The sequence below is a fragment of the Actinoallomurus oryzae genome, from assembly GCF_039541955.1.
GTDB classification, from domain to species: Bacteria; Actinomycetota; Actinomycetes; order Streptosporangiales; family Streptosporangiaceae; genus Actinoallomurus; species Actinoallomurus oryzae.
On sequence record NZ_BAABHF010000015.1, the window covers coordinates 253,053 to 266,678 of the forward strand.

Annotated in this window: 18 protein-coding genes; 12 read left to right on the forward strand and 6 right to left on the reverse strand. The window is 70.0% G+C overall.

The genetic code is table 11. From position 1 onward, the window contains the following. The first annotated feature begins 34 nt into the window (after positions 1-34). From ABEA10_RS10150 to ABEA10_RS10180, 7 genes are all read left to right on the forward strand, one after another. Positions 35-517 carry a fluoride efflux transporter FluC gene (locus ABEA10_RS10150; RefSeq protein ID WP_345460679.1) on the forward strand — a complete coding sequence of 161 codons (483 nt, stop codon included), beginning with the start codon at positions 35-37 and terminating at the stop codon, positions 515-517. Beyond that, complete coding sequence (locus ABEA10_RS10155) at positions 514-861, forward strand: DUF190 domain-containing protein (RefSeq protein WP_329236534.1); 348 nt, start codon at positions 514-516, stop codon at positions 859-861. The genes ABEA10_RS10150 and ABEA10_RS10155 overlap by 4 nt, the downstream gene beginning before the upstream one ends. Next, entirely contained in the window at positions 858-1,235 is a 378-nt protein-coding gene (gene crcB, locus ABEA10_RS10160) for a fluoride efflux transporter CrcB (RefSeq protein WP_329236533.1), read from the forward strand. Before ABEA10_RS10155 ends, crcB begins: the two co-directional genes overlap by 4 nt. 189 nt (positions 1,236-1,424) lie before the next feature. Beyond that, positions 1,425-1,613: an MbtH family protein gene (locus tag ABEA10_RS10165; RefSeq protein ID WP_345460686.1), complete on the forward strand. Its 189-nt coding sequence runs from the start codon at positions 1,425-1,427 to the stop codon at positions 1,611-1,613. Between the two features lie 11 nt (positions 1,614-1,624). Continuing rightward, positions 1,625-2,524 carry a condensation domain-containing protein gene (locus ABEA10_RS10170; RefSeq protein ID WP_345460689.1) on the forward strand — a complete coding sequence of 300 codons (900 nt, stop codon included), beginning with the start codon at positions 1,625-1,627 and terminating at the stop codon, positions 2,522-2,524. Next, positions 2,514-3,308, forward strand: coding sequence for a phosphopantetheine-binding protein (locus tag ABEA10_RS10175; protein WP_345460999.1), 795 nt, complete (start codon positions 2,514-2,516; stop codon positions 3,306-3,308). Before ABEA10_RS10170 ends, ABEA10_RS10175 begins: the two co-directional genes overlap by 11 nt. Then, complete coding sequence (locus ABEA10_RS10180; RefSeq protein WP_345460692.1) at positions 3,301-3,987, forward strand: DUF917 domain-containing protein; 687 nt, start codon at positions 3,301-3,303, stop codon at positions 3,985-3,987. Before ABEA10_RS10175 ends, ABEA10_RS10180 begins: the two co-directional genes overlap by 8 nt. Here the strand turns inward: ABEA10_RS10180 and ABEA10_RS10185 are convergent. The 3 genes from ABEA10_RS10185 to ABEA10_RS10195 all read right to left on the reverse strand — a co-directional run bounded on the left by ABEA10_RS10185 (position 3,966) and on the right by ABEA10_RS10195 (position 7,052). Next, positions 3,966-5,432 carry an MFS transporter gene (locus tag ABEA10_RS10185; protein WP_345460695.1) on the reverse strand — a complete coding sequence of 489 codons (1,467 nt, stop codon included), beginning with the start codon at positions 5,430-5,432 and terminating at the stop codon, positions 3,966-3,968. The two genes, ABEA10_RS10180 and ABEA10_RS10185, sit on opposite strands and share 22 nt — an antisense overlap. A 24-nt stretch (positions 5,433-5,456) precedes the next feature. Next, positions 5,457-6,389: an aminotransferase class I/II-fold pyridoxal phosphate-dependent enzyme gene (locus ABEA10_RS10190; protein ID WP_345460698.1), complete on the reverse strand. Its 933-nt coding sequence runs from the start codon at positions 6,387-6,389 to the stop codon at positions 5,457-5,459. 66 nt (positions 6,390-6,455) lie between these two features. After that, entirely contained in the window at positions 6,456-7,052 is a 597-nt protein-coding gene (locus ABEA10_RS10195; RefSeq protein WP_345460701.1) for a class I SAM-dependent methyltransferase, read from the reverse strand. 80 nt (positions 7,053-7,132) lie between these two features. On the opposite strand from ABEA10_RS10195, the gene ABEA10_RS10200 reads away from it, so the two are divergent. Beyond that, positions 7,133-7,549 carry a hypothetical protein gene (locus ABEA10_RS10200; RefSeq protein ID WP_345460704.1) on the forward strand — a complete coding sequence of 139 codons (417 nt, stop codon included), beginning with the start codon at positions 7,133-7,135 and terminating at the stop codon, positions 7,547-7,549. 132 nt (positions 7,550-7,681) lie between these two features. Here the strand turns inward: ABEA10_RS10200 and ABEA10_RS10205 are convergent, their stop codons facing one another. Together ABEA10_RS10205 and ABEA10_RS10210 are read right to left on the reverse strand one after the other, a co-directional pair. Next, positions 7,682-8,725: a helix-turn-helix transcriptional regulator gene (locus ABEA10_RS10205; RefSeq protein WP_345460707.1), complete on the reverse strand. Its 1,044-nt coding sequence runs from the start codon at positions 8,723-8,725 to the stop codon at positions 7,682-7,684. A 96-nt stretch (positions 8,726-8,821) separates the two neighbouring features. Then, the gene (locus ABEA10_RS10210; RefSeq protein WP_345460710.1) at positions 8,822-9,601 is read right to left on the reverse strand and encodes a TetR/AcrR family transcriptional regulator; all 780 of its coding nucleotides are present in this window, start codon (positions 9,599-9,601) and stop codon (positions 8,822-8,824) included. 100 nt (positions 9,602-9,701) lie between these two features. On the opposite strand from ABEA10_RS10210, the gene ABEA10_RS10215 reads away from it, so the two are divergent. Together ABEA10_RS10215 and ABEA10_RS10220 are read left to right on the forward strand one after the other, a co-directional pair. Next, positions 9,702-10,643, forward strand: a complete 942-nt coding sequence (locus tag ABEA10_RS10215) for an ATP-binding cassette domain-containing protein (protein ID WP_345460713.1) — start codon at positions 9,702-9,704, stop codon at positions 10,641-10,643. Further along, positions 10,640-11,458, forward strand: coding sequence for an ABC transporter permease (locus tag ABEA10_RS10220; RefSeq protein WP_345460716.1), 819 nt, complete (start codon positions 10,640-10,642; stop codon positions 11,456-11,458). The genes ABEA10_RS10215 and ABEA10_RS10220 overlap by 4 nt, the downstream gene beginning before the upstream one ends. Positions 11,459-11,675: 217 nt before the next feature. Here ABEA10_RS10220 and ABEA10_RS10225 read toward each other — a convergent pair whose 3' ends face one another. After that, positions 11,676-11,891, reverse strand: coding sequence for a hypothetical protein (locus ABEA10_RS10225; RefSeq protein ID WP_345460719.1), 216 nt, complete (start codon positions 11,889-11,891; stop codon positions 11,676-11,678). 377 nt (positions 11,892-12,268) lie between these two features. Here ABEA10_RS10225 and ABEA10_RS10230 point away from each other — a divergent pair, with 377 nt between their 5' ends. Together ABEA10_RS10230 and ABEA10_RS10235 are read left to right on the forward strand one after the other, a co-directional pair. Next, a complete protein-coding gene (locus tag ABEA10_RS10230) occupies positions 12,269-12,715 on the forward strand; it encodes an alpha/beta fold hydrolase (protein WP_345460722.1) in 447 nt (148 codons plus the stop codon). A 309-nt stretch (positions 12,716-13,024) separates the two neighbouring features. Next, positions 13,025-13,447 (forward strand): STAS domain-containing protein, encoded by a 423-nt coding sequence (locus tag ABEA10_RS10235; RefSeq protein WP_345460725.1) that lies wholly within the window; start codon positions 13,025-13,027, stop codon positions 13,445-13,447. Positions 13,448-13,626: the final 179 nt, after the last annotated feature.

The following is a 13,626-nucleotide window of genomic DNA, read 5'->3' on the forward strand; positions in this document are numbered from 1 at the left end:
GGTGGGCGTCTCACGAGTAGGGAGACCGAGACACATGACGGCGCCCGGCAACCGGGTTCACGAACCCATCGACCCCGACCTCGATTCGACGATGCGCACGCGACGACGTGAGGCGACCCGCGGGCAGGCGCCGGTGGTGGCGGTCGTCGCCGCCGGCGGCGCGCTCGGGGCGGCGGCCCGCTACGGCGCCGGCCTCATCTGGCCGACCGCGCCGGGGGCCTTTCCGTGGACGACACTGGCGATCAACGCGATCGGTTGCGCGATCATCGGTGTGTTCATGGTGGTCATCACCGACGGATGGGCGGTGCACCGGCTGGTACGCCCGTTCGTCGGCACCGGGATACTCGGCGGCTTCACCACCTTCTCCACCTACGCCGTCGACATCGTCCGCCTCATCGACGCCGGCCGCGCCCGTACGGCGCTGGGCTACCTCGCCTTGACGCTGCTCGTGGCGCTCGGCGCGGTGTGGGCGGCGGCGGCCACCACACGTCGTCTGATCGCAGGGAGACGGTCATGACACGCCTTCACGGCACGGCACTCCGGTTGACGATCTTCATCGGGGAGAGCGACCAGTGGCATCACAAGCCCCTGTTCACCGAGATCGTGCACCGTGCGCACAAGGCCGGTCTGGCCGGCGCGACCGTCATCCGGGGGTACGAGGGTTTCGGGGCCTCGTCCCTGATCCACACCAGCCGGCTGCTGTCGCTGAGTGAGGACCTGCCCATCGTCGTCATCATCATCGACGCCGAGCCGCGCATCCGGGCGTTCCTCCCCGAGCTGGACGAACTGGTGACCGAGGGCCTGGTGGTCCTGGACGAGGTCGAGGTGCTGCGCTACACCGGGCGCCAGGAGGCGCCGTGAACTGGCTGCTCGTCATCGCCGGCGCCATGGTCGGGGCGCCTTTGCGCTATCTCACCGACCGGGCGGTCCAGGCCCGGCACGACTCGGTCTTCCCCTGGGGGACCTTCACCATCAACATCACCGGCTGCCTGATCCTGGGGCTGCTGACCGGCGCGGTGACGTACCACGCGGCTTCGGCCGGTGTGCAGCTGCTCCTCGGCACCGGCCTGTGCGGGGCCCTGACCACCTACTCCACCTTCTCCTACGAGACGCTGCGGCTGGCCGAGACCGGAGCGAGGTTCTTCGCCGCCGTCAACGTCGTCGCCAGTGTGGTCGCCGGCCTGGGAGCCGCCTTCGTCGGCACCGCCATCGCCGGGGCGCTCTGGGCCCACTGACCCCGGCCACCGGACGGGGCCGCCCGGCGCCCCGTCCAGGGAACGCCGCCCGGTATTGAACGGGTCCGATTCCTCGCCCGGCGATCTCGTTTCCGCCCGCTGAGCAGTTCGGCCGACGGAGATCCGAGGTCATTTTCCTTCACAGACCTGTGCTGGGTCCGTTCGCCGTAGTCGACCGAAGGAATCACGGTGAGTGAACAATTCCGCGTCGTGGTCAACGACGAAGACCAATACTCGATCTGGTCGCAGGAAACGGCCATTCCCGCGGGGTGGAGGGACGCAGGATTCTCCGGCGCCCGGGAAGAGCGCCTCGAATACATCGAGGGCGTCTGGACGGATCCGCGGCCGAAGTCGCTGTGGGCGGTGGTGGAGAATTGAGCCGCCGGCCGATGGCCACCGGTGTCCCGGCGTCGTACGGCCGGCGGCGGCTCTGGTTCCTCAACCAGCTGGACACGACGAGCTCCCTGTACAACATCCATCTCCACCTGCGCGTGACCGGACCGCTCGACTCCGCCCTCTTACGGCGGTCGGTCGACGAGCTCGTCCGGCGCCACGAGACGCTCCGCACGCGCGTCGTCCTACGGGACGGAGACGTGCTCCAGGTGGTCGATCCTCCGGCGCCCGCGGCGTGGACCGGCGTCGACCTGTCCGATGAGACGGGGCCGGTCCGCGACGAGCAGGCGCGGAAGACGGTGGCCGCGCACGCCGCGCACGGGTTCGACCTGGCGGAGGACGCGCCGCTGCGCGGCCTGCACGTACGGCTGAGCGAGACCGAGCACCGGGTGCTCCTCACGATGCACCACGCGATGGTCGACAACCGGTCGGTCCGGTCGCTCGAGAGCGAGCTCATCGCCCTCCTCACCGGCGGATCGCCCGGCCGCGAGGCGGAGCCGGGGGCGTCGTACGCCGACTACGCGCGCCACCAGCGGCGGATGCGCGGGAGCGAGCGGTGGAACCGCCGGCGCGACTTCTGGCGGGCGAAGCTGGAAGGAGCGCCGGAGCGCCTGGCCCTCCCGGAGCATGCGGGGTGGACGCCCGGGAGCCACGCCGGCGGGCACGTGCCGTTCACCGTGCCGGAGCCCACCGTGGCCGCGCTCCGCTCCCTGGCCGAGACCGGGGGCGCGAACCTGTTCACCGTGCTGCTCGCCGGCTACGCGGCGCTGCTGTCCGAACGCGCGGACACCTCCGACGTCCTCGTCGGAATCGCCGTCGCGGCGCGTCCCGGGCCCGAATGGGGAAAATACCATCGGCTTTTTCGGCAATACGGTCATCGCCCGGATCAATGTTGAGAAGGGCGCGCCGTTCCGCCGGCACTTGGAGCACGTACGCGACGTCCTCGACGAGGCCTACCGCAACCAGGACATCCCTTTCGACCTTCTCGTCGAGGAACTCCGCCCGCGGCGCAAGCCGTTCGAGACGCCTCTCGTCAACGTCATCCTCGCGATGAAAAGCGAACGCAGGCCCGTCGTCGGCGGAGACCTGACCTTCATCCCCGAGCCCATGACGACCGACACCGCGAAATTCGACCTGGCGGTACTGTTCGAAAAGGCGGACGGGCAATTCTGTGGAGAGGTCGAATACCGCCGGGATCTGATCGAGGCACCGGCCGCCGGGGCCATCGGCGAGTCCTTCGCCCGGCTGCTCGGCCTGGCGGAGGAGGGCCCCGATGCCACGGTCGCGGTGCTGGCCCGCGCCGCGGTGGGCGAACGGCCCGCGACACCGGCCCCGTCCGGCTCGGCCGCCGGCGACGGCGGCGCCGATTCCGGGCCGGGACCGGCCTTCACGGGGGTCGAGGAGACACTGCGCCAGATCTGGCGGGAGCTGCTGGGGCGGTCCGACATCGGCCGCGACGATGACTTCTTCGCGCTCGGCGGGCACTCTCTGCCGGCCGCGCACGTCACGGTGCGTATCCGCGAGCGGCTGGGCGTCACCGTACCGCTGAGCTGGTGCCTGGAGAGCTCGACGATCGAGGGCCTGGCGATCGCGGTGCTCGAGGAGCAGCTCAGGGCGGCCGGAGGCGACCTGGAGGCGACGCTCGCCGAGTCCGCCGGAGCGGAGGCCGACGATGAGTGACCTGGCCCGGCGCATCGCCGGCCTCGACCCGGCCCGGCGCGCCCGGCTCGAACGGGCGCTGGCCGGGAGGCGGGCGGCGCCGGACGCGCTCCGGCCGGGAGACACCTCTCCCGAGCACGCACCGCTGTCCTCGGCCCAGGAACAGATCTGGTTCATGGACCGGCTGGACCCCGGCAACCCCGCGTACAACATCGCCCTCGCCCGGCGGATCGCCGGAGACCTCGACACCGCCGCGCTGGCCACGGCCTTTCAGCGGCTCGTGGACCGGCACGAGGCGCTCCGTACGTCAATCCACGGCACGGAAGACGAAGTGTGGCAGCGGGTGTTCACCGGGAAGATCGTCGATGTCGTCCGGCGCACCGGAAGCGGCTTCGCCCGCGGGTCGGCGCGGCTCGACGGCATGGGGGAGTTCGCCGGAACCGAGCTGCGGATCGACTTCCAGAACGAGAACCTCGTCGCGTACCGGGAGGGCGCGGTGGTCGCCAGTGTGCCGGACCTGATCTGCGTGCCGGAGAGCGAGACGGACGAGCCGGTCACCACCGAGGCCCTGCGGTACGGCTTCCGCGTCGATGTCGTCGGCGCGCCGTGCGACCCGCGGTGGCACGCGCCGGACGGCCTGGAGCTGGTCGGTCCCCGCTACTTCGGTTACGACCACGACTACGTACGGGTCGGCGCCTGACCGGTCACGGCGCCGGCCGGCCGTGGACGCAGCAGCATCAGGAAGACGAACGTCGCCAGGGCGAGGGCGCCGAGCACGAACAGGCAGGTGCCGAACGCCGTGCGGTAGCCGTGATCGCCGACGAGCACGGTGAACGCGGAGCCGATCACGGCGACGCCGAGGGCGTTGGCGACCTGGGTCGCGGTGAGCAGCCCGCCGGAGGCCGCGCCGCTGTCCTCGGGCACGACCTCGGCGAGCACCAGTCCGATGAGCGCGGGTGCGATGAGCCCCTGACCGAACGAGGCGACCACCAGACCGGGCAGGAGTGCCAGCGCCTGTGCGCCGCCGTGCGCCGCGCCGATCGCCGCCCAGGTCAGCAGCAGGCCGACCAGCATGAAGCCGGTGCCGGAGACGGTGATCCGGTGCCCGTAACGCTCCACGAGGCGCCGGGCGGCCAGCGCCGCGACCGCGGAGGCGATCCCCATCGGGACGAACACCAGGCCCGAGCTCAGCGGAGCCAGGTGCACGCCCTTCTGCAGGAAGTAGGACAGGATGAGGACCAGCCCGGAGTTGCCGCTGTAGAAGAACAGCGCCGTGGGCAGCCCGCGGGCGAAGCCGCGCTCGCCGAACAGGCGGAGCGGCAGCAGGGCGGCGGCGCCCCGCGCGTCCACCCGGCGCTCCCACAGCCCGAAGGCCGCGAAGAGCACCGCGGACGCCACGAGTTCGATCGTGGCCGTCGACGACCAGCCGCGTTCCGGCCCGACGATCAGCGGATAGAGCAGCAGCAGGAGCGCGAGGCTCAGCATGCCGACCGCGGGAACGTCGAACGTGGAGCGGCCCGAGCCGTCGACCTTCGTCACCGTCAGCAGCGCGCCGATGGCGGCGAGGACGCAGAGCGGCACGTTGACGACGAAGATCATTCGCCATCCGAGGCCGAACAGGTCCAGGCGGACGAGGCTCCCACCGGCGATCTGTCCGGCGATCGCGCCGACGGGCAGGACGGCGCCGTACAGGCCGATCGCGCGGGCCCGCTCGGTTCCGGTGAACATCACCTGGATGAGCGCGAGCACCTGCGGCAGCATGAGCGCGGCGCCCAGGCCCTGGACCACCCGCGCGGCGACGAGAGCGCCGGCCCCGGGTGCGGCCGCGCAGGCGACCGACGCGGCGCCGAAGACGACGACCCCGATCACGAAGACGCGCCTGCGGCCGTACGCGTCGCCGAGGCGGCCGCTGGTGACCAGGCCCATCGCGTACGCCAGGGTGTAGCCGGCGATGACGAACTGGATGTCGCCGAAGGACGCGTGCAGGTCGCCCTGCACGGCCGGCGCGGCGACGTTCACGATGAACAGGTCGAGCATGCCCATGAAGGTCGCGAGGAGCAGGCTCCACAACGCGATCCTCTGACGCGGGTCCGGCTGTTCGTCGCGCTGCCGGTCTTCGGCTGTTCTCTCTGCTGCGGTGCTCACGGGGTTTCTTCTTGCTCTTTCTGCTCAGGCGATGTGGTTCCCGACGAATGCGCGCAGGCGCCGGACCCCTTCGGTGATCTTCTCCGGGCTCAGGTAACTGCTGGACAGCCTGATCGAGCACTCGCCGCCGCCCGCGGGGTAGAAGTAGCTCATCGGCGACCAGATCACGCCGTAGTCGCGGCCCGACTCGTCGAGCAGCTTGAGGTCCACCGGGAACGGCAGTTCGACGGTGACGAAGAATCCGCCGTCCGGCGCGTTCCAGCGGACGCCGGGCACGGCGCCGAAGTTCCTGCCGAGCTCCGCGAGGAGGGTCCGCATGTTGGCGCGGTAGAACTCGATCCTGCCGCTCGCGGACTCGCGCAGGCGGAAGCCGCACTCGATGAGCATGCCGCCCACGATCGCCTGGTCGATCGGGGAGGTGTTCACGGTCAGAATGCTCTTGATCTTGGCGATCTCGGTCGCCAGCAGGCCGCCGTGGCCGACCGGCTGGTCGGCCACCACGTACCCGGTGCGCACCCCGGGAAGGCACGACTTCGAGAACGAGCCGAAGTAGATCACCCGGTGGTCGCGGTCGATCGACTTGAGCGTCGGCCGAGGCTCCGCGCCGAAGATCCCCTCCTGGCAGCCGACGGTGACGACCACGGCCTCCGGGGCGACCCGGATCCCCTCGTCGTTGGCGAGCGTCCGGGCCACGAGCTCCCGGATCTGCCCGCCCGCGTCGCCGTACTGGAAGAGCGTGCGCCGGATCTGTTCCGGTGGATGACCGAGATGGTCACGCAGATGGTGCGTGTAGACGTTCAACAGGCGGTGGACGTCCGCGACCTCGAAAAAAAGTTCCACCGGCCACCCGGGGGCGAAGGAGACGGCCTCCGGACAGCGCAGCACGACTTCGTTCAGGAGCTTGATCGAATCGAGAATCGGGTCGGCGAGCGCACCGTGCAGATCGCCGTGTTCCACGCGCACCTCCGCGTTCTTGAGCCGAGCGCCGCCTCAAGCCGAGCGCTGCGTAGGAGGAGACACGGGTCAGATCTTCCGCGCGATGTGCAGCCGGCCGGTGGGGAACCTCAGGGGCACGGTCTCCACGCTGCTGAACCCCGCGGCGGTCAGCTTCGCCTGCCACTCCTCGTCCGTGAGGAGTCGCCGGCCCATGAACTCCTTGTGGAAGTACGTGACGGCCGCGCTGAAGCGACGCTCCCGCTCGTTGGTCACGTACGGCGCGGCGTCCGTGATGGCCAGCAGGCCGCCCGGGTTCAGCGCGTCGCGGCACTGCCTCAGCACCCCGTCCGCGAGGTCCTCCTCGTCCGGCATCATGTCGTGGAAGACGAACCCCGCATGGATGACGTCGGCGTCGGCGACCGGCGAGGGATCGGTCGCGACCGACTGGACGGAGCGGACCATCACGGTGAGGCGGTCGCCGACTCCCGCGCGCTCGGCCGCGCGACGGGCCTCCTCGCACGACGGCGCGTCGATCTCGAGTGCGACGGCGGTCGAGCCGGGGAACTCCCGGAGGATGTTGACCAGGAGACGGGCGGTGCCGGCGCCGAGGTCGACGACGTGCTGCGGCGCTGCCCGAGAATGGTGCCCAGCGCGGCGGGATAGAAGCCCATGGATCCCACCCACTGCGAACTCACCGCCACCTGGCGGCCGTCACGTTGGTAGGTCTTGCGTGCCTTGTCCGGTGACTCCAGGAATTCGCGCGCGTGCTCGATGAAGGGCCGGTTGGCGTTCATCGTCCAGGACGCGTAGCCGGCCTCGTACCGAATCTGCGGGAAGTCGTCGACGACGCGGAACCGGCCCGAGGACTCTTCGACGATTCCGGCGGCCGTCAGCGCCTCGAGGTAATCGGCGATGCCTTCTTCGGGAAGCCCGGCGGCATCGGCGAACTGCTCGACGCTCACGCTCTGGCCGGCGTCGATATGGGGCAGGACGCCCAGACGGTCGCCGATCTGGAGAGGGCGGCGGAGGCGGCGGCGGACGTCGCCGGGGCAAACGGTAGTGCGCCGTTCTTCGTGGCGTTTCCGGTGGAGGCGGAGACGGTCACGTTCTTCACTCCGTTCTGTCGAACACGTGTGGGTCGTGATCGGATACGCCGGGTGCGCGGCCCGGCGGAGGGTTGAAACGTGGCCAGTGTGCAACGGGCCGCTACGGCCGTCGATGTCCTCGCCGGTGGCAGGATGTTGCGCGCAGGATCTGGTCACCCCCGCGCGGACGCGCGTGACCCGAAGCCCGCGCGGCGGCCGGGACGGCGCTCAAGAATGGTTGGAGATCAGTCCCCGGTGTGCGGCGGCGACGCCCGCCTGAAAGCGGCTCTTCACACCGAGTTCGTCCATGAGCTCGGCGATGTGCCGGCGGCACGTGCGGACGCCCATCCCCATCCGGCGGGCGACCACTTCGTCGGTGTGGCCCTCGGCGAGGAGCTTCGCGATCGAGAGCTTGATGTCGTCGTCGATGTCGCGATAGCCGAGGATCTCCGCGCGCACCGGCGTCGCCGCGCTCCACGCCTGCTCGAACGTCTGGATCAGGAAGTGGACGATCGTGGGTTCGCGGATGAGCACGGCTCCGGACGACCAGTCCTCGTGCCCGCCGATGGGCAGGAACGCGGTGCGGCGGTCGAGGATGACCGTGCAGATCTGGAGCTGATCGGTGGTGCGGACGAGGGCACCGGCCTTGGTCATCTTCCCGATGTAGGAATAGGTCGGCAGATGTGCCCGGACGGTGTGCTGGTAGAGAAGCCGGATTCCGGTGCCGGATCTCAGTGCGGCGAGGTCGTGGGGGAGTTTCGTCTCGAGAAGCCGGGCGTCGCGGGCCCCGCCGCGTTGAATGGACAGCACCTCGCGGGCGTCCCCGGCGATGAGACCCGTAAGGGCGCTTCGCGCCTCGTCGGCCGTCGGCAGAATCTCCAGATTCTGTTCTTGCTGGTTGTTGCGCGCGTTTTCTATATATGTCGGCATAAGTGCCTGAAGGTCCGCGCGAACCGCCTCCAGGGCCTCGTGCTGACGGATCAGGGCCGCCTGTTCCTCGGCGACCAGCACCGTCGCGGCGGTGTCCGGGCTGATGGGAACGAGACGGTCCGCGTCGCAGGGATCAGGCCGAAGAAGTTTCAGATCGATGAGGTGCTCAATGGCGCGTTCGGCTTCGTCCGTCGCAATGCCGAGTTGTGTGGCGGCCTCCGCGGGCCGCGGGCAAACGCCCATACCCGCGGCGTGCTTGTACAGCTGGCTCGATGAGGGAGTCAATCGCCCGGCGTGCGGTAAACGGTCGAGGCTCACCATTGCCCCCTGGTCGTCGGCCACCCGATGGGTGACAGTTTAGTGACTGTAATGTCAGGGCGCGAAGATGCCTATGCCATAGTGCCCGGTGTCAACAACGTCCGGCGGTTTGGCACTGGTTCATCGCGGTCCGGCCGCCCCTGCGGGTGCGTCACCATCGGAGATTCCGTCGTCGGCGGGGAGCGCCGCGGCGATGCAGTCGAGGATGCGCTCCAGGCCGTACCGGAACTGGTCGTCGCGGCTCAGGTGCGGCTGGCGTGACCCCGTCACGATCTTGGTGAAGATCGGGTATTCCCCGCTCTCGACCAGCCGCTGGATGTACGGGTAGCTCCGGGCCATCCATTCGGACTCGGTGAGCCCGCTGCGGCGGATCTCCTGGGTCCAGCTGACCTCGTCGCGGGCGGCGCTCTCGACGTAGCCGTTCAGGATGGCCATGAGGGCGAGGTTCTCGTCGATCGGAACGTGTGCGTCGAGGGAGCCCATCACGCGTTCGATCAGGCGCAGCTGGTTGGGGCCGAAGACGACGAGCGCCCGCTGCGCGGTGGCGATCCACGGGTGCCGCAACCACATGGCCCGCAACTCGCCGGCGTAGCGCGTCAGGTCCGCGCGCCAGTCGCCGGAGGGCATGCCCTCGACGTCGATCTCGCCCATCAGCCGGTCGGCCATGAGCATGATGAGGTCGTCGCGGCTCGGGACGTACCGGTAGAGGGACATCGCGCCGGCGCCGATCTCGGCGGCGATCCGCCGCATGGTGGCGGCCTCCAGGCCCTCGGCGTCGGCGATCCGGACGGCGGCCTCGGTGATCTGCGCGCGGCTGTAGGCCGGCTTGGGCCCGCGGGCCGGGCGCTCGGGCCGCATCCAGATGTTCACCTGCTCGGCGTCGGTCACCGTTCCCCCCACGTGCGTACGCCATACCCAGTAATCTGCCGCAACTACTTGCGTACAGCGTACCCGGAATCTAGTCTGGCAATATGCGTACACCATACCCAGTGGGGAGATCATGGCGGATCCGGTCATAGTCGCCGAGGGGCTGCACAAGTCCTTCGGTGAAACGCACGCGCTCCAGGGGCTGGACCTGAGCGTTCCGAGAGGCACGGTCTGCGGCGTGCTGGGGCCGAACGGCGCGGGAAAGACGACCACGGTTCGCATCCTGGCCACCCTCTCCGACCTCGATGCCGGGCACGCCCGCGTCGCCGGGTACGACGTCGTCCGCGAGGCCGGCAAGGTTCGGACCAAGATCGGCCTGGCGGGCCAGTACGCCGCGGTGGACGAGAAGCTCACCGGCCGCGGCAACCTGCGCATGTTCGGACGTCTCTATCACCTGTCGCGGAGCGAGGCGCGTCGCCGGGCCGACGAGCTGCTCGAACGCTTCGGCCTGGCCGAAGCCGCCGATCGTCCGGTGGCCGGTTACTCCGGCGGTACGCGACGCCGCCTCGACCTGATCACCTGCCTCATCCAACGCCCCGAGGTGCTCTTCCTGGACGAGCCGACCGCCGGCCTGGACCCGCGCGGCCGCGGCGAGATCTGGGACGGCGTCCGCGAGCTGGTCGCCGACGGCACCACGGTGCTGCTCACCACGCAGTACCTGGACGAGGCCGACCGGCTGGCCGACCACATCGCGGTCATCGACCACGGACGGGTCATCGCCACGGGCACCTCCGACGAGCTGAAGGCCACCATCGGGGACCGCCTCGACGTCACCGTCGAGGACCCCGCCGCGCTGGAGCCCGCGGCGGCCGTGCTGAGCGCCCTGGCCGGGACCGACCCCACGACGATGGACGCCGGCCGGCTCAGCGTCGCCCTTCGGGGCGGCCTGCGTCTCGCCGACGTCGTTCGCGAGCTCGACCGCGCCGAGGTCGCCGCGGCCGACGTACGGCTGCGCCGCCCCACCCTCGACGAGGTGTTCCTGCGCCTCACCGACCGCAAGGAGCCCATCCGATGACCGCCATCGCCTCGCCGTTGGCACGCCTGCGCTGGACGTTCACCGACGGGTTGACCCTGGTCGGCCGCGAGCTGGGACGCCTGCGGCAAGAGCCCGGGCAGATCGTCGCCATTCTGTTCTTCCCCGTCTTCATGGTGGTGCTGTTCGGATACGTGTTCGGCAGCGCCATCAAGGTGCCGGGCGGCGGCGACTACCGCGAGTACCTCATGCCGGGCCTGTTCGCGATGGTGACCTTCACGGCGGTGCAGGGAGTCATGGGGAGGATGGCCGCCGACGCCTCCCGCGGTGTGATGGACCGGTTCCGGTCCATGCCGGCGGCGCGCCTGGCGGTGCCGTTCGGGCAGACCGGCGCCGACCTGCTGGGTGGCCTGCTGGTCGTGGCCATCATGGCGGCGACGGGCCTGCTGGTGGGCTGGGAGCCGCACCGCGGCGTGGCCCACACGGTCGAGGCGTTCCTGCTGATGGTGCTGCTGCGATACGCGCTGAGCTGGGCGGGCGTCTACATCGGCCTGGTGGCGAAGGACGAGCGGCTTGTGGACCAGCTGGTGCCGCTGCTCCTGCCGTTCACGATGGTGTCCAACGCGTTCGTCCCGACCGGCGGCATGCCGGGCTGGCTGCGGTTCCTGGCCGACTGGAACCCGGTGAGCGCGATCACCGCCGCCTCCCGGAAGCTGTTCGGCAATCCGGAGGTGACGCCCGGGCATGGGGCCTGGCCGCTCGCGCATCCGGTGGCCGCCGTCCTGCTCTGGTCGGCCGCGCTGCTGGTGGTGTTCGTGCCGCTGTCGGTCCGTACCTACATGCGCTGGGGCCGGTGACGGTCCGATGGGCTCCCGTACGGTGGCCCGTCCGGTCATCCGTCGGACGGTGCCCTCGGCGCGTACGGATCCGGATGGGCGACCCTCAAAGGTCAGGACGCCGGGGCGGCGCCGCTCTGCCTGAGTTCGCGGGGGGTGAGCCCGCAGTATCTGCGGAGCGCGGCGCTCAGTGCGCCGGCCGAGGGAAATCCGGTGCGGTGGGCCAGCTCGTCGATCGTCAGGTGGCACGGTGACGGTGGTCTCGGGAGCCCTGGCGTAGTTTCATGGTGCCGGTGTGCCGCCGGATGCTCCTGCCGTGGAAGTCGCCGGGGTGCGGAAAGCGGAAGTCCATGCGGCAGTGGTAGCCACGGACGTGCTCGCTCCAGAAGTCGGTGCGCCATCGCGCCGCGACCTCGTCCGTGGTGACCGTTTCCACGGCTTGCCTCGTGTCCATCGAGTTCCCCCGGCCCGGAGGCGGCGCTGTCGTCGTCTTGCGCGTGGTGTCGGGTTTCGTGCGGGCGGGCGGCGGTGCCGGGAGGGCCGGTCGTCCTAGCCTACGAAACCGTCACTGTGGCCCCGATCCTGGTGCACCGTCACAATCACCCCACTTTCTTTGCTGGAGGCTGCGATGCCCACCGCGGCGATCAACGGCACGACACTCGCCTACGACGAGTACGGGCCCAAGGACGGAGTGGGGCTGGTGTTCAGCCACTCGCTGTTCTTCAACCGCGGCATGTTCGGCGATCTGGTGGAGCGTTTCTCCGCCGACCACCGGGTCGTCGTCTACGACCACCGCGTGAGAGCGCGCCCGCGGACCGGGACTCGCTCGACATGGACACCCTCGCCGAGGACGCCGCCGCGCTCAACGAGCACCTGGAGCTGGGGCCGTGTCACTTCGCCATTCTCATGCACATCATGTTGGGCGACCTCACGCTGAGCGCTCCCTCTCGCGCCGCGATCCGCGACGAATGGCGCGGCTACATGCTCACCCTGCCCACGAGCATCGGCGACGCCGCCTACCAGGTCATCCACCGTCAGAGCATCGCCAAGGAACTCACCGAGACCACCGTGCCGGTCCTGGCGATCGCCGGCGCGCAGGACCACGCCTACCCGCCCCCGCTGTCGTCCGTACGCCTGGCCGCGGCCGCGCCGACCGGACGCAACGTCACCGTCGCCGGTGCCGGGCACTCCGTCGCGCTGGAGGACCCCGACGCCGTCGCCGGCCACCTGCGCCGCCACTTCGCCGCCGCTTCGCAGAGACGATGCCTCTTGCGTTAGCACAGGTCACAGGGCATTTCACTGCTCGCAGGGGCCGTCTTCCGTGACTTGTCAACATGCCCTCGGGAGCGATAGACAGTGGTGAGCCGGTGGTATCGACACCACGTCATCGAGCGAAACCCGCCGCGGGTCCGATCACGGAGGCTCCGCGGTCCGTACATCACCAAAAGTCTCTCTGGGCCAATGATCGGCCGGCGCTTCCCGCGTGGAACGCCGTGCGTGATCGCATCGACGGTAACCCTTTCCCCCACCGCGATGTCCCGGCCCCGGGCAGGCAGCCGCCGGCATCGACGAGGAAGGGGGAACCTCATGGTCGCGGACTACACTCCACTGCTGTTCTCGGCGTCATCGCGTCACACCGGCCCATGGCCGGTGCTGGAGGTGACCGGCGAGATCGATCTGGCCACCGCGCCCCGGCTGCAGGACCACCTGATCGAGGCCATCAACGCCCACCAGTCGGCCGATCTCATCGTGGACATGACGAAGGTGGAGTTCTGTGACGCCAGCGGCCTGCGTGTCCTGGTGCGCGCCCAGCGATGGATCCAGCGGCGCGGGGGACGGCTCCGCGTGATCTGCCCCGAAGGCCGGCTGCTGCGCATCCTGCGCATCACCACACTGACCCGGCTGCTGTCGGTCCACCCGACCATGGAAGACGCCCTCGCCGACGAGTGCGCGCCGTGCGGCACGCCGTCGTACAGCCGGTCGCCGGCCCTGCGTACCCGCGCCGGATGAGCATCCCGGCGCCTGACCGTCCCTGATCGTCGCCGCGTCGGTTCGGTTCCGGCTCGTGAGCAGCAACCGAACGGCCAACGGCGATAACGAGCCGGCTCGGATGGTGTTACCGCCGTCCACCGGTCCGATGTGGATCGTGTCGCCGATGGTTCGTTCTTGTAACGGTCAGGTTCCTCGCG